The sequence below is a fragment of the Novosphingobium sp. BAM6 genome (assembly GCF_057784955.1).
Map to the genome: position 1 here is coordinate 479547 of NZ_JBYNTR010000002.1, position 17484 is coordinate 497030.

The 17484-nt window shown below is 65.2% G+C and carries 17 protein-coding genes; 7 read left to right on the forward strand and 10 right to left on the reverse strand.

Going from position 1 to position 17484, the window contains the following annotated elements:
- Positions 1-35 precede the first annotated feature (35 nt).
- A complete protein-coding gene (locus AC3EC3_RS10935; RefSeq protein ID WP_488489637.1) occupies positions 36-788 on the reverse strand; it encodes a 16S rRNA (uracil(1498)-N(3))-methyltransferase in 753 nt (250 codons plus the stop codon).
- Positions 789-909: 121 nt separating this feature from the next.
- On the opposite strand from AC3EC3_RS10935, the gene ubiA reads away from it, so the two are divergent.
- A complete protein-coding gene (gene ubiA / locus AC3EC3_RS10940; protein WP_488489638.1) occupies positions 910-1854 on the forward strand; it encodes a 4-hydroxybenzoate octaprenyltransferase in 945 nt (314 codons plus the stop codon).
- Positions 1855-1903: 49 nt separating this feature from the next.
- On the opposite strand, the gene AC3EC3_RS10945 is transcribed toward ubiA, so the two are convergent.
- Both AC3EC3_RS10945 and AC3EC3_RS10950 read right to left on the reverse strand, forming a co-directional pair.
- On the reverse strand, positions 1904-3721 hold the full coding sequence (locus tag AC3EC3_RS10945; protein ID WP_488489639.1) for a bifunctional metallophosphatase/5'-nucleotidase: 1818 nt from the start codon (positions 3719-3721) through the stop codon (positions 1904-1906).
- A gap of 123 nt (positions 3722-3844) precedes the next feature.
- Entirely contained in the window at positions 3845-4249 is a 405-nt protein-coding gene (locus AC3EC3_RS10950; RefSeq protein WP_488489640.1) for a metallopeptidase family protein, read from the reverse strand.
- 225 nt (positions 4250-4474) lie between these two features.
- On the opposite strand from AC3EC3_RS10950, the gene AC3EC3_RS10955 reads away from it, so the two are divergent.
- Positions 4475-5713 (forward strand): mechanosensitive ion channel family protein, encoded by a 1239-nt coding sequence (locus tag AC3EC3_RS10955; RefSeq protein ID WP_488489641.1) that lies wholly within the window; start codon positions 4475-4477, stop codon positions 5711-5713.
- Between the two features lie 136 nt (positions 5714-5849).
- Here AC3EC3_RS10955 and gyrB read toward each other — a convergent pair whose 3' ends face one another.
- Positions 5850-8417, reverse strand: a complete 2568-nt coding sequence (gene gyrB, locus AC3EC3_RS10960; RefSeq protein WP_488489642.1) for a DNA topoisomerase (ATP-hydrolyzing) subunit B — start codon at positions 8415-8417, stop codon at positions 5850-5852.
- Between the two features lie 139 nt (positions 8418-8556).
- On the opposite strand from gyrB, the gene AC3EC3_RS10965 reads away from it, so the two are divergent.
- Positions 8557-9078: a MarR family winged helix-turn-helix transcriptional regulator gene (locus tag AC3EC3_RS10965; protein ID WP_488489643.1), complete on the forward strand. Its 522-nt coding sequence runs from the start codon at positions 8557-8559 to the stop codon at positions 9076-9078.
- Positions 9079-9091: 13 nt separating this feature from the next.
- Here the strand turns inward: AC3EC3_RS10965 and AC3EC3_RS10970 are convergent, their stop codons facing one another.
- Positions 9092-9511, reverse strand: coding sequence for an ester cyclase (locus AC3EC3_RS10970; protein WP_488489644.1), 420 nt, complete (start codon positions 9509-9511; stop codon positions 9092-9094).
- 585 nt (positions 9512-10096) lie between these two features.
- On the opposite strand from AC3EC3_RS10970, the gene guaA reads away from it, so the two are divergent.
- Both guaA and AC3EC3_RS10980 read left to right on the forward strand, forming a co-directional pair.
- A complete protein-coding gene (guaA, locus tag AC3EC3_RS10975; protein WP_260925147.1) occupies positions 10097-11692 on the forward strand; it encodes a glutamine-hydrolyzing GMP synthase in 1596 nt (531 codons plus the stop codon).
- A 227-nt stretch (positions 11693-11919) separates the two neighbouring features.
- A complete protein-coding gene (locus AC3EC3_RS10980; RefSeq protein WP_488489645.1) occupies positions 11920-12339 on the forward strand; it encodes a hypothetical protein in 420 nt (139 codons plus the stop codon).
- A gap of 34 nt (positions 12340-12373) precedes the next feature.
- Here the strand turns inward: AC3EC3_RS10980 and AC3EC3_RS10985 are convergent, their stop codons facing one another.
- From AC3EC3_RS10985 to AC3EC3_RS11000, 4 genes are all read right to left on the reverse strand, one after another.
- Positions 12374-12799 carry a hypothetical protein gene (locus AC3EC3_RS10985; RefSeq protein WP_488489646.1) on the reverse strand — a complete coding sequence of 142 codons (426 nt, stop codon included), beginning with the start codon at positions 12797-12799 and terminating at the stop codon, positions 12374-12376.
- A gap of 118 nt (positions 12800-12917) precedes the next feature.
- A complete protein-coding gene (gene tldD, locus AC3EC3_RS10990) occupies positions 12918-14336 on the reverse strand; it encodes a metalloprotease TldD (RefSeq protein ID WP_488489647.1) in 1419 nt (472 codons plus the stop codon).
- An 84-nt stretch (positions 14337-14420) separates the two neighbouring features.
- Positions 14421-14633 carry a zinc-finger domain-containing protein gene (locus tag AC3EC3_RS10995; RefSeq protein WP_260925135.1) on the reverse strand — a complete coding sequence of 71 codons (213 nt, stop codon included), beginning with the start codon at positions 14631-14633 and terminating at the stop codon, positions 14421-14423.
- Positions 14634-14758: 125 nt separating this feature from the next.
- Entirely contained in the window at positions 14759-15328 is a 570-nt protein-coding gene (locus AC3EC3_RS11000; protein ID WP_488489648.1) for an FMN-dependent NADH-azoreductase, read from the reverse strand.
- A gap of 94 nt (positions 15329-15422) precedes the next feature.
- Here AC3EC3_RS11000 and AC3EC3_RS11005 point away from each other — a divergent pair, with 94 nt between their 5' ends.
- Both AC3EC3_RS11005 and AC3EC3_RS11010 read left to right on the forward strand, forming a co-directional pair.
- Complete coding sequence (locus AC3EC3_RS11005; protein WP_488489649.1) at positions 15423-15833, forward strand: winged helix-turn-helix transcriptional regulator; 411 nt, start codon at positions 15423-15425, stop codon at positions 15831-15833.
- Between the two features lie 67 nt (positions 15834-15900).
- Positions 15901-16845: an ABC transporter ATP-binding protein gene (locus tag AC3EC3_RS11010; RefSeq protein WP_488489650.1), complete on the forward strand. Its 945-nt coding sequence runs from the start codon at positions 15901-15903 to the stop codon at positions 16843-16845.
- An 80-nt stretch (positions 16846-16925) separates the two neighbouring features.
- On the opposite strand, the gene AC3EC3_RS11015 is transcribed toward AC3EC3_RS11010, so the two are convergent.
- Positions 16926-17213, reverse strand: a complete 288-nt coding sequence (locus AC3EC3_RS11015) for a hypothetical protein (RefSeq protein ID WP_488489651.1) — start codon at positions 17211-17213, stop codon at positions 16926-16928.
- Between the last annotated feature and the right edge of the window lie 271 nt (positions 17214-17484).

The following is a 17484-nucleotide window of genomic DNA, read 5'->3' on the forward strand; positions in this document are numbered from 1 at the left end:
GCCTGTTCCGGCACGGATTTCCGCCAGTAACCGGTTCAGTCTCCGGCCCAGTCTCCAGCCGTGCCCATCCACAATCCCAGCGCGGCGATCGTGGCCGTCTCGCCGCGCAGGATACGCGGCCCCAGCGTGATCGCACGGGCTTGCGGCATAGCGCGGATCGCGGCGCGCTCCGCCTCGTCGAACCCGCCTTCGGGGCCGACCAGCAGCGCGGCGGGGCCGGTGTGGGCGCGGAACACCTCTGCGGCCGGGGCGCCGCCGGTCTCGTCGGCGAAGAACAGCGCGCGGTCCTGCGGCCATTCGCGCAGCAGGACGTCGAGCTTCACCGGCTCGGCAAGCTCCGGCAACGCGGTGCGGGCGCATTGCTCCGCTGCTTCGGTGACGATGTTGAGCGCGCGTTCGGGGTTGAGCTTGTCCGCCACGCAGCGGCGGGTGACGACCGGCTGGATCGCGCGCACGCCCAGTTCGGTCGCCTTTTCCAGCACGAGGTCGAAGTTGGGCTTCTTGAGGAGCGCGGCGCAAAGCGTGAAGTCGGGCACCTGCTCGCGTTCGCGCAGATGGTCGCGCACTTCCAGCACGACATCGCGCTTGCCGGCAGAGGCGACCATGCAGGCCCATTCGCCGGTCGCGTTGTCGCAGGCGATCACCGCGTCGCCGCTCCCCACGCGCATCACCTTGGTAAGGTAATGCGCCTGCTGCCCCTCGATAACGAGGGGGTGTCCCGCGAGGAGCGGACCGGAAACGAAAAGACGAGGGGCCGAGCGCGGCGGCCAGGCGGGGGTAGCGGCCATAGGCCTCGAGCTCTAGCGCAAGGGCAGGGGCTCGTCACGATCTTCGTTGCAACGTGCATTGCGGGAGATGGGGCGCAGTCTTGCCATGACAGCGACGCGCGGATGGACTAGGCCGTGCAGTGTGAGTGACACACTGAATAATACGCCAAACCATATCAATTCGGCCTTCGTCCCGGACTCGCAGCATCGCGGCCTGGTGGGGCGCCTGCCCGCGCCGTGGCGGGACTATGCCATGCTCGCCCGGTTCGACCGGCCGATCGGCTGGTGGCTGCTGTTCTGGCCCTGCGCCTGGGGCGTGCTGCTGGCGGGCGGCGAGGCGCGGATCGGCCTGATCGCGCTGCTGCTGGTCGGCTCGATCGCGATGCGCGGCGCAGGCTGCGTGCTGAACGATATCGTCGATGCGGATCTCGACCGCCGCGTGGCCCGCACCGCGCAGCGCCCGGTGGCGAGCGGTCGCGTCAGCCGCAAGGCCGCCGCGTTGTGGCTGGGCCTGCTGTGCCTCGTCGGGCTTGTGGTGCTGGTGCAGTTGCGCTGGCAGGCAGAGGTCATGGCGCTCGCAAGCCTCGGCCTTGTCGCCGCCTATCCCTATATGAAGCGGATCACCTGGTGGCCACAGGCGTGGCTGGGCATGGTCTTCACCTGGGGCGCGCTGGTCGGCTGGATTGAGATCCGGGGCGACAATATCGGCGCGCTGCTGGCGCTCTATGCAGGGGCGATCACCTGGTGCATCGGGTACGATACGATCTACGCGCTGCAGGACCGCGAGGATGACGCGATGATCGGCATCCGCTCGTCCGCGCTGCGCATGGGGCAGTGGGTCAGGCCCGGTGTGGGGCTGTTCTATGCGGCCTCTGTCGCGTTCTGGGCGCTGTCGTTCTGGCTGATCCGGGCAGACTGGGTGGCTTTCCTCGGCCTCGCGCCGGTGGCGCTGCATCTGGGCGCACAGGTCGTCACGCTCAAGCCGGACGACGGCGGCAACGCACTGGCGCGCTTTCGTTCGAACCGCGACCTTGGTCTGCTGATGGCGTTGGCCTGTTGGGTTGTCGGCAATGCCGGGATGCACTGAGACATAAAGCAAGGCCGGGAAGCGAACTCCCCGGCCTTTCTTGTAGCGCTTACTTGCCCGTGCCGATTTGCGTGACACGCGTCTCGGTTGGCACTGCGCGCATCGGCACGGCGGCGAGCCATGCTTCCAGCGCATCGAGATCGTTCATGCCGATCGTCCCGCCGGAGATCTTCGCCAGTTCGCCGAAGCTGTCGCCGCCGTTTGTCAGGAAGTTGTTGGTGGTGACGCGATAGGTCTTCGCGGGATCGAGCGGCTTGCCGTCTAGCGTGATCTTCACCACGCGGGCACCGATCGGCTTGGACAGGTCGAAGCTATAGGCGAAGCCATGGCTGGGGACGAGCGACTGGTGCGGCTGGTCGTCGTCATAGCCTTGCTCCAGCAGGGTCTTGATCTCGGCCCCGGTCAGCGACTTGGTGACGAGCACGTTGCCGAAGGGCTGGATCGCGTAGATCTGCTGATAAGTCAGCGAGCCGTCCTTGGCGGGTGCCAGCATATGCGGGGCGCGAATGCCGAAGGCGTTGGTGAAGGCGATCTGCGCGCCTGCGCCCCTTGTAGCGTCAAGCTGGGCATCGGCGATCAGGCTGCCGAGCGTGCCGCCTCCGGCAATGCCGCTGTCGGGCGAGGAGACCATTCCCGCCAGATGGCCGACCGGACGCTGCGCCTGCGTACGCGCCGCCGCAGCATAGCGCTCGACATAGGCCGCGACCTGCTGGTCGGCGGCAAGCTGCGGGTAATGGTCGGTATTGGCGACAAGGCCGTCCTTGCCCTGATAGGCCGGGCTCTGGACGATCACGTTATGCGCGCTCTTGCCGACGACCTTGTGCGTCACCGGGTCGATCTTGAGCGTGATGTCGGTCACTTCCTTGCCGTAAAGCCCGGCGCTGGTCAGCAGCACGGGGTGTTGCGGATCGACCGCGCCCCAGTTGCACACATAGTCCTGATGGGTATGCCCCGAGACCACCAGATCGACGCGGGGGTCCAGCTTCGCAAGGATCGGCTCGATCGCCCCGTCGAAACCTGCGCAGGCGCTGGGATCGTGCTCCTTGCCGCTTTGCGCGCCGCCCTGATGGATCAGCACGACGACGGCATCGGCGCCTTGCGCCTTCAGCTTGGGCACCAGGGCGTTGATCGTGCTGGCTTCGTCGACGAAGCGAAGGCCCTGCAAGCCTTGCGAGGAGACGAGATCGGCGGTGTCCTTCAGCGTCAGGCCGATGAAGCCGATCGTGACTTTGCGCGCGCCTTCGCCGAAGCTGCGGATGGCGGTGGCGGGGAACAGTGTGCTGCCGTCCGGCATCACCGCATTGGCGGCAAGGTACTGGAACTTGGCGCCGCCGAACTGTTCAAGCTGGCAGGGCTGGCGCAGCGTGTTCTTCTCGCAGCCGCCGAACTGGTCGCGGTGCAGTTCCTTGATGCCGCGATCAAATTCGTGGTTGCCGATCGAGGTGATATCGAGGCCGATGCGGTTCATCACGCCGATGGTCGGCTCGTCAACGAACAGCGCGGAGCTGAGCGGCGAGGCGCTGATGATGTCGCCTGCGGCCACGGTCAGGCTATAGGTGTAGTCCTTGCGCAGGTTTTCGAGCGTGGCGCCGAGCCAGGCCGCGCCGCCGGCCGGAACCGCCATCGTCCCGCCCTTGCCATCGGGTGCCATTACCGCCTGATGCGGCGCTTCGATGTTGCCGTGGAAGTCGTTGAACGCCAGGATGCCGACGGTGACGGGACTGCTGTCCGCTTTCGCTTCAGCCGGGGCAGGCGCGGCGCTGCTGGGCGGCGTTGCGCAGCCCGCCAGCAGGGCGACGAGTGCGGTGGAGAGCAGGGCAGGCGCAAGGGCGCCGTATGCAGAAACTGGGCGCAGGCGGGATTTCATCTCAGGCATTCCCCGAATGGTCGGCATCCCGCGACGGGTTCACGGGAAAATGGGATGGATGCCTTGCTCCTGCACGCAAATGCAGGGCGGATCAACGCGTGTTGCGTGACATTTCAGCGGCATTCAATCGTCCGATGCCTCTTCCAGCGCATGCATCTGTTCGTCGCTGAGGCCGAAGTGATGGCCGACCTCGTGGATCACCACGTGCGTTACGAGCGCATCCAGCGTCACGCCGCTTTCGCACCATTCGGCAAGCAGGGGCTGGCGGTAGAGCGTGATGTGCGGTCGCTCCTCCCCCGCGCTCCAGATGGTTTCGTCCTCCATCGGGCGCCCATGATAAAGACCGGTGAGTTCCCAGCCATCCTCGATGCCGAGGGCGTTCAGAGTCTCGTCGTCGGCAAATTCCTCCACGCTGACGGTGATGCCCTGGAGGTGTCTGGCGAAAGGGGCTGGAATGCGGTGGAACGCGGCCTGTGCGAGGAACTCGAAGTCTTCCACGCTTGGGGCTGCTCCGAAGCTGCGGGCCATGGGCGTTCCTTTCGCGACAGGTGGGGCCTGGCCGGCGTATCAGGTGCTCGTATTCCGGTCCAGAACCGCGCCAAACGGTCTGTCGAGCCGGTGGATCGTTGCGCTGCAAACCTTTGAGCGGAACCTTGACGCCGGGCGCTGCATTGTCTTTCGGGACACGGCGGGCGCCTGAAACTGCCGTCCGTTTTCGCGATACCGTTTTGAAATGCACCCGAAAGGCCGACGATGACAGCCACCGCCGCCACCGCTCCAGCCCCCACGAGCACGGCTACTGCCGCCGCTGCACCGGCACCCGCCGGGCCGCACTATACGCCCGAGCAGATGTTCCATCATTTCTCCAAGTCGGTGATGGACTGGATCGGCGATTACTGGCTGCAGATCCTGATCGCGGGCATCGTCGCCGTGGCCATCGCCTTTGCACTGACGGCGGCGCGGCGGTTCGGCCATCGCCTGATCCGTGAAGAGGATGCCCGGCGTAACTGGCTGGCCATCGTCGGCAAGGCGATCACCAAAACCACCAATTATTTCATCGTGATGGTGGCGATCCGCGTGGTCGACAATTACGCCGGAACGCCGGGCTGGCTCGACAAGCTGGTGGCGTTCCTGTTCACCATCGCTGCCGTGATCCAGGGCGCGATCTGGGCGCGCGAAATCATCCTGGGGGCCATCGAGCACCGCACCTCGTCCGAGAACTTCAAGGGCGAGGCGGTGATGAACGCGATGGGGCTGATCCGCCTCCTCGTCAGCTTCGCGGTCTTTGCCATCGCGGGCGTGGTGCTGCTCGACAATCTGGGCGTCAATGTCACCGGTCTGGTTGCCGGTCTTGGCGTTGGCGGTATCGCCATCGGCCTTGCTGCGCAGGGTATCTTCGCAGACCTGTTCGCGGCGCTGGCGATCATCTTCGACCGCCCGTTCGGGCGCGGCGATGCGGTGACGTTCGATACCTTCTCGGGCACGGTCGAGACCATCGGCATGAAGTCCACCCGCATCCGTGCCTATACCGGCGAGCTGATGGTGATCGCGAACAAGAACCTGCTGGAAAAGACAATTTTCAACGTTGCCGGGCGCGACCACATCCGCCTGCCGTTCGCCATCGGCGTCGCCTACGAGACCCCGCCCGAGACGCTGGCGCGCATTCCCGACATGCTCAAGGAACTGGTCTTGGCCGAGGGGGGCACGCCCTCGCGCGCCGGGTTCGAGAACTTCGGTGCCAGTTCGCTGGATTACACGTTGCTGGTGGACGTGCCGGGCCGCGACTGGTCCATCGCCCACCCCTTGCGCGATCGTCTTGTCGTGTCGATCGTGAAGCGTTTTGCCGAGGAAGGCATTGTCTTCGCCTATCCGACGCAGACGACCTATTTCAACGCCCCGAACGGGCAGCCGGTCACGCCCTGGCCGCAGAAATCCGCCGCTCTCGCCGCCGCCGCGTCTGCCGCGCAGACACCCGAGGCCAAGGCGGACTGAAGGCAGGCTAAGACGGGCTAGAGGTAGGCTAGAGATAGGCTAGAGGCAGGCTAAGACCGCTCTGGCCTCATGAAAAAGGGCCTGCCGGGATATCCTCCCGGCAGGCCCTTTTCGTTTTTGCGAAAACCTGAAGAACTCAGACATCGAGGTTGGCGACGTTGAGTGCGTTCTCCTGAATGAAGTCGCGGCGCGGTTCGACCACGTCGCCCATCAGGCGGGTGAAGATCTCGTCCGTCACGTCGGCATCCTCGACCTTGACCTGCAGCAGGATGCGGTTGTCCGGATCGAGCGTGGTCTCCCACAGCTGCTCCGGGTTCATTTCGCCCAGACCCTTGTAGCGCGAGATCGACAGGCCCTTGCGGCCGCTGGCGAGGACCACTTCGAGAAGTTGTGTCGGACGGGTGATCGCATCGTCGGCCGCGACCTTGCGGGCAGGCGCTGCGGATTCGACGATCTCTTCCTCGGTCTCGCCTTCGGTGGCGGGCGCTTCGGGCTCGCTGGTCTCTGCCGCCGCACCGGCGCGCACGAGGCGGGCGGTTCCGGCGTAGACCTCTGCCTGCTCGGCGGCGAGGCGGGCGAGCTTGCGGGCTTCGGCGCTGACGAGGAAGGCGGCCTCGATCTTGTGGTGATCGGTGACGCCGCGCCACAGGCGCTCGACCTCGACGGTGCCGTCTTCCGAGAGGCGGGCCGACCAGCGCGCTTCGCCGTCACCGCGCTCCAGCCAGGCGGCGGCGCGGGCGAGGGCGCCGCTGCGGGCCTCTGCCGAAAGGTCGGTGGCGAAGGCACCGGCAAGCGCCAGCGATTCGATGATCACCGGATCGTAGCGGCGCGGCACGAAGGCCATCAGGTTGCGCAGGCGCACGGCGTGCTCGACCAGCACCTGCAGATCGGCGCCCGAACGCGCGCCGCCGGTGGTTTCCAGCACCCGTCCGGCAAGCCCCGCCTCGACCAGATAGCGATCGAGCGCGGCATTGTCCTTGAGGTAGACTTCCGAGCGGCCCTTGGCGACCTTGTAGAGCGGCGGCTGGGCGATGAAGAGGTGCCCGGCGCGGATGATCTCGGGCATCTGGCGATGGAAGAACGTCAGCAGCAGGGTGCGGATGTGCGCCCCGTCGACGTCTGCGTCGGTCATGATGACGATCTTGTGGTAGCGCAGCTTCTCGATGTTGAAATCGTCGCGGATGCCGGTGCCCATGGCCTGGATCAGCGTGCCGACTTCCTTCGAGGAGATGATGCGATCGAACCGCGCGCGTTCCACGTTCAGGATCTTGCCCTTGAGCGGGAGGATCGCCTGATAGTGGCTGTCGCGCCCCTGCTTGGCCGAACCGCCTGCCGAGTCACCCTCGACGAGGAAGACTTCGGACTTGGCCGGATCGCGCTCGGCGCAGTCGTGCAGCTTGCCGGGCAGGCTGGCGATGTCCATCGCGCCCTTGCGGCGGGTCAGCTCGCGGGCGCGCTTGGCGGCTTCGCGGGCGGCGGCGGCATCGATCACCTTGAGGATGATCGCCTTGGCGGTGGCGGGGTTTTCTTCCAGCCATTCGCTCATCTTCTCGCCCATCAGCGCTTCCAGCGGCTGGCGCACTTCGGAAGAGACCAGCTTGTCCTTGGTCTGCGAGGAGAACTTCGGATCGGGCAGCTTGACCGAGACGATCGCGGTCAGGCCTTCACGCATGTCGTCGCCCGAGAGCGTGACTTTCTCCTTCTTGAGCAGGCCCGAACGCTCGGCATAGCCGTTGAGCGTACGCGTCAGTGCGGCGCGGAAGGCGGCGAGGTGGGTGCCGCCGTCACGCTGCGGGATGTTGTTGGTGAAGCACAGCACGTTCTCGTAGTAGGAATCGTTCCACTCGAGCGCGACTTCCATGCCGATCCCGTCCTTCTCGGCGGTGATCGCGATGGGGCTTTCCATCAGCGCCGCCTTGTTGCGGTCGAGATACTGCACGAAGGCGCCGATGCCGCCGTCGTAATAGAGGTCGTGCTCGCGCACTTCCTCGCCGCGCTTGTCGCGCAGCAGGATGCGCACGCCCGAGTTCAGGAACGCCAGTTCGCGGTAGCGGTGCTCCAGCTTGTCGAAATCGTAGACGGTGACGTTCTTGAACGTCTCGTCCGAGGCGAGGAAGGTGACGCGCGTGCCCTTCTTGAAGCCGTCCGCATCGGGGTTGCGGTCGCTCTTCGGAGCCGGGCCCTTGACCTCGAGCGGGGCGACGGCATCGCCGTTGGCGAACTTCATCCAGTGTTCCTGGCCCTCGCGCCAGATCGTCAGCTCCAGCCATTCCGACAGCGCGTTGACCACCGAGACGCCCACGCCGTGCAGACCGCCCGAGACCTTGTAGGCGTTGTCGTCCGAGGTGTTCTCGAACTTGCCGCCTGCGTGGAGCTGGGTCATGATCACTTCGGCGGCGGAAACGCCCTCTTCGGGGTGCAGGCCGGTGGGAATGCCGCGGCCGTTATCCTCGACCGAAACCGAGCCATCGGGGTTCAGTTCGATCAGCACCAGGTCGCAATGCCCTGCCAGCGCTTCGTCGATGGCGTTGTCCGAAACCTCGAACACCATGTGGTGGAGGCCCGAGCCGTCGTCGGTATCGCCGATATACATGCCGGGGCGCTTGCGGACCGCATCGAGGCCCTTGAGGACCTTGATCGATTCCGCACCGTAGGCATTGGCGTTGGGGGCGTTGGGCTTGGGGGTTTCCGGATCAGTTGCCATATCGATTATATAGGCACGCGCGCGCGGAATCTAAAGCGAAACCGGCGCTGGAGGGCGCCTTTTCCACAAGCGATGCGGGCGGTCTGTCCGTCCTGCAGAGCGCATCGTCGCCAGTGATCGTCGCGGTTTGCCTGTACGCGTGCTTTGGGGCATCAGCGAGCCCGGTAATTCGATGGTGTGGACGTTGGGCATGAACAGGCAGCAGGGCGGCAGGGAAGGCGGGGGCAAGGACGACGACAGGGCAGAGGCGCTCGCGGACGATCTGCGCCGTGTCGTCGGTACGCTGGTGCGCGCGGTCCGGGCGATGCCGGGGGGGGAGAAGACCGCCCAGTCCGACACGCTCGGCCTGCTGGAGCGCGACGGCGCGATGAACGTTGCCGCCATGGCCGAGCGGCGCGGCGTGCGTCACCAGACGATGCGGCTGGTCGTCGCGCAGATGGAGGCGGCAGGCTGGGTCGAGGGGATGCCCGATCCGGCGGACGGGCGCAGTCGGCTCTATGCGCTGTCGGCGGCGGGTCAGGCCGAGGTCGAGCGGGCACGGGCGATACGCACCGCGCGCATCGGTAGCCGGATCCGCGAGGCGCTCAGCGAGACGGAGCAGGCGCAACTCCACGCCGCGATACCCTTGCTGGAGCGTATCGCGGCGGGAAGTGCGGGTTAGGGCAGGGGTAAGGTCAGGCTGCCGCGCCTTCGCGCAGCGCCGCGAGCGCCTGGGACAGCGTGTTGATGCCCCAGTGCTCGGCATAGCGGCCATCGGCCACGCGCACGATGTCGATGACGTCGACCGAGAGCGCGCCGCCCTTGGGCTCGATATCCATCAGCTTGCCGGTGTGGGTGCCGGTGATCGTCTTGCGGGTCGTGACCACGCTTCCTTCGGCGAACATGTCATGGATGTGCACGGTCAGGTCGCTGAACGCCGAGTGCAGGCCCATGAAGGTCTGCCAGATGCTTTCCAGATCGTTCGGCGATCCCGGCGGCGCGGTGCGGTTGACGTAATCGGGCGCCATGATCGCGTCGAATGCGGCGCGGTCGGCCTTCTGGATGACATCGGTGTTGAAGCGGTGGACGATGTCCTTGGGGGTAGGCTGGGTCATGCGGGGTCTCTCGTCTCCGGGGGATTGGGACGGAGTGCAATATATACAGTAACACTGTATAATTCAAGGCGGCGCGATCACAGGTGCCGCGCTTGCATGGCGTGCATGGGAAGCTGAGGGCGGGGCGGCGGGCGGGGCGGCGGGCATGGAAAGCGCGCAAAGAAAAAGGGCGCTTCCCTCGCGGGAACGCCCTTACTTCTTCTTGAGACCCGGTAACGCCAATCCGGGGCGACGTCTCGCTCAGACGAGTGCGATGGCGAATGCCAGCGCGCTGACGCCGAGCGCCGCGGCGATGCCGACGGTCTTTTCGACGAGAGTCATGTTGGTTGCTCCTGCAAACATATTTATCGTTTTATCGTGGACACGAAACGCTTGGTCCCGCTGTCTGGGGTGTCAAATAAGCGTAACAGAAATTTTCGCAAATTCGAAAGTAACAATCTTGCTTGCAAGAAACGCAATTAAGGCCGCGATTCATTGAAACGCAATCGGCAGGACAGAAGGCATCGCGCACGCCGGGGGCAAACTCTCGTCCTTGGCACCATCGCCGCACTGGACACCTGCGCAAACCCGCTATAGTGGCCGGCCATGACTATCCAGAGCGCAGACCAGACGTCGATTCCGGCCACGGGCCAGAGCACCGATTCGATCCTGATCGTCGATTTCGGCAGCCAGGTGACGCAGCTGATCGCACGCCGCGTGCGTGAGGCGGGCGTCTATTCGGAAATCGCCCCCTTCACCACCGCTGCCGAGGCCTTTGCCCGGATGAACCCGATCGGCGTGATCCTTTCTGGATCGCCCGCTTCGGTGCTCGACGAGAACGGCCCGCGCATTCCGGACGTGATCCTCGAAAGCGGACTGCCTATGCTCGGCATCTGTTATGGCCAGCAGTCGCTGATGCACCAGTTGGGCGGGCAGGTCACGGGCGGCGAGGGCGGCGAGTTCGGTCGCGCCTTCATCGAGATCGCCGATGACTGCGCGCTGTTCGACGGCCTGTGGAAGGTCGGCGAAACGCACCAGGTGTGGATGAGCCATGGCGACAAGGTGACGGCGCTGGCCCCCGGCTTCCGCCCGGTCGCCTCCAGCCCCGGCGCGCCCTTCGCGGTGATCGCCAACGACGAGAAGCGCATCTACGCGATGCAGTTCCACCCCGAGGTCGTCCACACGCCCGACGGCGGCAAGCTGCTCAAGAACTTCGTGCGCCACGTCTGCGGCATGGCCGGTGACTGGACCATGGCCGAGTTCCGCAAGACCAAGATCGAGGAAATCCGCGCCCAGGTGGGTGACGGCAAGGTGATCTGCGGTCTTTCGGGCGGCGTCGATTCGGCGGTCGCAGCAGTGCTGATCCACGAGGCGATCGGCGACCAGCTGACCTGCGTCTTCGTCGATCACGGCCTGATGCGCACGGGTGAGGCCGAGCAGGTCGTCAGCCTGTTCCGCGGCCACTACAATATCCCGCTGGTCCACGTCGATGCCTCGACGCTGTTCCTCAAGGGGCTTGAGGGCGAGACCGACCCCGAGAAGAAGCGCAAGTTCATCGGCAAGACCTTCATCGACGTGTTCGAGGACGAGGCCCGCAAGATCGGCGGCGCCGACTTCCTCGCACAGGGCACGCTGTACCCGGATGTGATCGAATCGGTCAGCTTCACCGGCGGCCCGTCGGTGACGATCAAGAGCCACCACAACGTCGGCGGCTTGCCCGAGCGCATGAACATGAAGCTGGTCGAGCCGCTGCGCGAACTGTTCAAGGACGAAGTGCGCGAACTGGGTCGCGAGCTGGGCCTGCCCGACGTGTTCGTCGGCCGTCACCCGTTCCCTGGCCCTGGCCTCGCGATCCGCATCCCCGGCGAAGTCAGCCGCGACAAGGCCGATATCCTGCGCAAGGCCGATGCGATCTACCTCGAAGAGATCCGCAACGCCGGTCTCTACGATGCGATCTGGCAGGCCTTCGCGGTGCTGCTGCCGGTCAAGACCGTGGGCGTGATGGGCGATGGCCGCACCTACGACAGCGTCTGCGCGCTGCGCGCCGTCACCTCCACCGATGGCATGACGGCGGACATCTATCCCTTCGACGCCGGCTTCCTCAGCCGCGTAGCGACCCGCATCATCAACGAGGTCAAGGGCATCAACCGCGTGGTCTACGACTACACCAGCAAGCCGCCGGGCACGATCGAGTGGGAATGATTTTCCTCATTCGTTGATCCGGATCACGGCGCAACGCTTTCGCAAAGGGCATTCATCGGCGACGGTGAGTGCCCTTTGTGCTTTTGCGCGTTGTGACATCCGGCGTGGTGAAAGCGTCCGGAACGGGCAGATCGGGCCTTGCACGTTGATGTTTATTTATGGTAATGAGAATTAATAGCAATAATAGTATCGACGCTCATGAGGGGTAGCTCGGAAAAGGATCGACAATGACACGCCACTTCACGCCGCCCGTTCATCAGACTGCCGCACCGTCCACCATGCTGGTCGAGGCGATTCGATGCTGGAGCGAGGCGCGCGAGGCGGGGATGTCGGCGCAGCCGCGTCTGTGGCGCGTGCTCGACAGTCACGACTGCACGATGCTGACCCCGGTGCTCGACAGCTTGATGCGGCTGTACGAGATCGGCCTTGGCAGACCGGTGCGCGCGGGCGAGGGGCTTGTCATTTCCGAGGACGAGCATCTCCTGCTCGACCTTATCGACGGGCGCTTTTCCCGCAAGGCCTGCCTCACCTGTGACCGTGAGATCGGCTCGGCGCTGGACTGCGCCATCTGCTCCACGCGGATCATGATGGCGCTGACCGTGCCGCTGCATACGCTGGCGGTCGTCTCCACCTACCGGCTGCAATGAAGGAGCGCCGACAGGAGGACGGGCACCCTGCCGCTTACTTCTTGGGCGGCAGGCGGTAGGGGACGAAATCGTTCAGCGAGACGAAGCCGCGCCACATCGAGGGCGTTGCCCGGTCGTGCAACTGCACGGTGTCAAGGCGGCAGAGCTGGCTGGAGAAGGTCTTGGTGACGAGAATGTCGTCTTCCCGCAGCGTGTCCGCGTTATGCGGCCGGTTCACGTAATAGGTCGACCCGTCCTTGTAGACGATCGCGGTCTTGTCGACGATCTGGGTGCTGTCGATCTGCGGCAGGTTGATGCAGTTGACCGGCTTGCCGGGCACGCGCTTGCCGACGATCTTGGCGATCTGCTCATCCGGCGTCAGCTTGGGCTTGGCCGCGAAAGCCGCGGTCGAAAGGGTGATCCCGGCCGCGGCGGCAATCAGGGCCGTGGCGGAAAGAGCGGTGATCGCAATACGTCTCATCAGCGATTCTCCTTGTTCTGAAAGACACCCTATCCGCTGCCCGGTGAACACATGCTGAGCGCCAGCGGTTCCGCATGCGCGGTGAAACGAGCCGGATCAGGCCCCGGTCAGGCTGCGATTACGCCGTCCCGCCCACGGTGATACCCTCGATCAGCAGGGTGGGCTGGCCGACACCGGCGGGCACGCTCTGCCCGGCCTTGCCGCACACGCCGACGCCGCGATCGAGTTCGAGATCGTTGCCGATCCCCTTCACGCGGGTCAGCACGCTGGGGCCGTCGCCGATCAGCGTCGCGCCCTTGATCGGCGCGCCGATGCGCCCGTTCTCGACCTTGTAGGCCTCGTTGCACGAGAACACGAACTTGCCCGAGACGATATCGACCTGACCGCCGCCCATCGACTTCACATAAATGCCGTTGTTCAGGCGCGAGAGCAGCTCTGCCGGATCGTCGTTCCCGGCGCGCATGAAGGTGTTGGTCATGCGCGGCATGGGGGCGTGGGCATAGCTTTCACGGCGCCCGTTGCCGGTGGCCTTCGTGCCCATCAGGCGCGCATTCAGGCGGTCCTGCATGTAGCCTTTGAGGATGCCGTCCTCGATCAGCACGGTTTCCTGCGTGGGCGTGCCCTCGTCGTCGATGGAGAGCGAGCCGCGACGGTTCTCGATGCTGCCATCGTCGACCACGGTGACGCCGGGGGCAGCGACACGCTCGCCGATGCGGCCCGAGAAGGCGGATGTGCCCTTGCGATTGAAATCGCCCTCAAGCCCATGGCCGACCGCTTCGTGCAGGATCACGCCGGGCCAGCCGGGACCGAGCAGTACGGTCATCTCGCCCGCCGGGGCATCGACACTTTCAAGGTTGGTCAGCGCCTGTCCCAGCGCCACGTCGATGGCGTGGTTCCAGCTCTCCGGCTCGAACAGGGTGTCGTAGAGGTAGCGTCCGCCCATGCCGTAGCTGCCGGTTTCGCGGCGTCCGTTGCTTTCGGCGACGATGTTGACGTTCAGACGCACCAGCGGGCGTACGTCGGTGCCGATGAAGCCGTCGGGCCGGACGATCTCGACCACCGACCACGAACCGACCAGGCTGGCGCTGACCTGCGCCACGCGCGGATCGCGGGCGCGGGCGGCGGCATCTATGCTTTCCAGCAGCGCCACCTTCTTCGCAAACGGCACCAGATCGAGCGGCGAGGCATCGGTGTAGAGGTGGCGGTTGTTGCCCGGCGGCGGCGCGGCGCGCAGCGCGGTGGCGGAATCGAGCAGCCGCAGGGTCTCGCCCGCGCGGCGGATGGCAGCGGGCGAAATCTCGTTGGCGTGGGCAAAGCCGGTCATCTCGCCGGAAACGCCGCGCAGGCCGAACCCTGCATCGCGCGAATAGTCGGCGGTTTTCAGGCGACCGTCATCGAAGCCGAACGCCTCGGTGGCGACGAACTGGAGATACAACTCGCCGTCCTCGCAGGCCGACAGCGTCTGCGCCGCCAGCGCCGATGCCTCTTCGGGCGAGAGGTGGCGATAGAGCAGCGAGCGGGGATCGGAATAGGTCATGGCGGCAGGATATAGGGTTGCCTGCGGCCAAGGGGAAGATCGGGAAAGTGGCTCGGCCCGATTGAGGCTGTACTGCAGCGGCGCTTACGCGGCCTGCTGGTCTGCCGGGCCGCCCTTCAGCACGAAGCGGCGATCGCAGTAGCCGCATTCGACATAGCCCTTCTCGTCGATCTCCAGCCACACGCGCGGGTGGCCGAGGGCGGCGGGCTTGTACTGGCCGTTGCTGCGGATGTCGCTGGCGCCGTCGCAGCTGACGCGGTGCGACTCGACGTATACGGTTTCGGGCTGCGTGCTCATGGTTCCGGCGATTACCAAGGCTGCGGCGCGAAGGCCAGTCCGGTTTTTTGCAGGAGGGGATGCGTGTCCCGCACGCCGGTCATCCATAAGGGACGAGCCGACGTGCAGGAACGCATGGATGCCGGTCAGGCGGCGACGGTCAGGGCCTTGGCCTCTTCCAGTGCCTTGGCGACGGCCGCCTCGCGGGTCGCCTGGTCGATGGCGATGCCTTCGGCCAGAACGAAGGTCGGGTTGGTGATGCCGATGAAGCCCAGCGCGGCGCGCAGGTAGGTCTCGCCATGCTCGAAAGCGGCGGCGGGCTGGCCTTCGCCGTAGAAGCCGCCGCGAGCGAGCGCGACGAACACCTTCTTGTCGGCTGCCAGGCCGACCGGACCTTCGGCGGTGTACTGGAAGGTCTTGCCGGCAACCAGAATGCGGTCGATCCAGGCCTTGAGCTGGCTGGGAACGGTGAAGTTGTAGAGGCCCGCGCCGATCACGATCACGTCGCTGGCAAGGAACTGGTTGAGCTCGTCCGAACCGTCCGGATTGCCGAGTACATCGAGCGTCAGGTGCGGCAGCGGTGCGGCGGCAAGGTCGAGCGTCGAGACTTCGACCGAGGCGTCGCCTGCGGTCAGCGCCTCGACGATGGCCTTGGACACCGTGCGGCTGACGGAGTGTTCGCCGGTGATGCTGGAATCGATGTGGAGCAGTTTCATCTGGGAGAGTATCCTCGGTCTGGATTTGTGACCGGGTCTAGGTATGCTGTTCGTATCGGTTGGCCAAGAACGCATATTTTAAGGACCAGGTCACATGAATATGACCACTCATGATTTCGACGATGCCGTTGCCGCGCTCGAACATGCCAAGGCCAGCGCGGATCATCGCTATTGCCCGGCGATCGGCGATATCCTCGCTCGCGTGGGCGACAAATGGTCGATGATGGTGGTGATGCGCCTGCTGGACGGGGCCTTGCGCTTCAACGCGCTGAAGCGCGAGATCGGCGGGATTTCGCAGCAGATGCTCTCGCGCACCTTGCGCGCGCTGGAGCGTGACGGGCTGGTGGAGCGCACCGTGCATGCCACGGTGCCGGTGCAGGTGGACTATGCGCTGAGCCCGCTGGGGCATTCGCTGGCCGAGCCGGTGCGGCTGCTGGGCGCCTGGGCCTTCGCGCATCGCCCGGTGATCGAGCAGGCGCGTGCCCGCTATGATGCGCAGGAGTAGAGACGGGTCGGTCGATGTGCGCCCTTCGGTCTTTACGCGCCCGCAACAGACCCGCTAAGGGCAGCGCATGACCAGCACCCCCGCGATCGCCATCCGTGACCTCGTCAAGCGCTATGCTCCTGCCGGCACCGGCGAGGGCAAGCTGGCGCTGAAGGGGGTCTCGTTCGATGTGCCGGAAGGCGGCATCTTCGGCCTGCTGGGGCCGAACGGCGCGGGCAAGTCCACGCTGATCAACATCATGGCCGGACTGGTCCGCAAGACTTCGGGCAGCATCGATATCTGGGGCTTCGATATCGATCGCGATCAGCGCAATGCCAAGCGCTCGATCGGCATCGTCCCGCAGGAGATCGTGTTCGACCCGTTCTTCACCCCGTTCGAGGTGCTGGAGAATCAGGCCGGTTTCTACGGCATTGCCAAGGCTCTGCGCCGTTCCGAAGACCTGCTGCGCGCGGTGCATCTGGCCGACAAGCGCGATGCCTATGCGCGCACGCTGTCGGGCGGCATGAAGCGTCGCCTGCTGATCGCCAAGGCGCTGGTCCATCAGCCGCCGGTGCTGGTGCTCGACGAGCCGACCGCCGGTGTCGATGTGGAGCTGCGCCGCCAGCTGTGGGAGCTTGTGTCCGAGCTGAACCGCGAAGGCGCGACGATCGTGCTGACCACGCATTACCTCGAAGAGGCCGAGGAGCTGTGCGATCGCATCGCCATCATCAACCACGGTGAACTGATCGCCAACAAGCCGACGCGCGAGCTGGTCGGCATGGCGCGCGAGAAGATTCTCGTCCTGACGCTGGACCGCGATGTGACGCAGCTGCCCAGCCATCCCGGTTTCCTCAAGTGCGAGGCGGAAGGAGAGCGGGGGCTGCGGATCACCTACGACAAGGATCGCAGCAATGCGGGTGAAATCCTCTCGGCGGTGCAGGCACAGGGCTTCACGGTCGTCGACGTGACGACGCGCGAGGCGGATCTGGAAGACGTGTTCGTCTCGCTCACCAGCGAGGCAGCTGCTGCCTGATCGGCAGGAGATTATTGGTGCATGAGGGGCGTGATGTTTCTCCGCGCCCTTTTATGCAGGTTGGGCGCGGCAGTTTAATGCTATCGCCAGTCGCGCAGCCACATCTGGTGGCGCACGCGCCTGATCGCGCTGCCGCATCGTTCGCATTCGCCGACATAGTGCGTGCCGTCCCAGACGACGTCCTTGCTGCGTGGCTTGTGGCGGTTGAACAGGCACATGCGCGGTAGCGGCAGCAGCCCCTTCGGGTCATCTTCGGTGCCGAGGCTGGCGAGTATCTGAGTGGCCGACGGCGGTCCAGGCGTGTCGCTCTGGTTCGAGAGCGTCAGGTCGGAGTGACGGAAATCGGTCGCAGACTGTATAGCAGTCATAGTCGTATCCTCATCTCGAAGCGCAAAAGCGTTTCAAATCAATACTCGCCGCACTAGATGACGCGCTCAGGCCGAAGTTTGCGCGATGACGCCTCGGTCAAGCACGTTCAATACCACCGTATCCCGTTGGGATCGTGGCACTTCATCCTTCACAATTCAAATTCAGCCTAGGTAGTCCGCCCCGGTACGGTAAGAAAACGACTCGACAGGCCCCCCAGCCTTGCGAACCTCTGTTCGCGCACGATTCGTTTCATTGGGTTCATTTTGAACA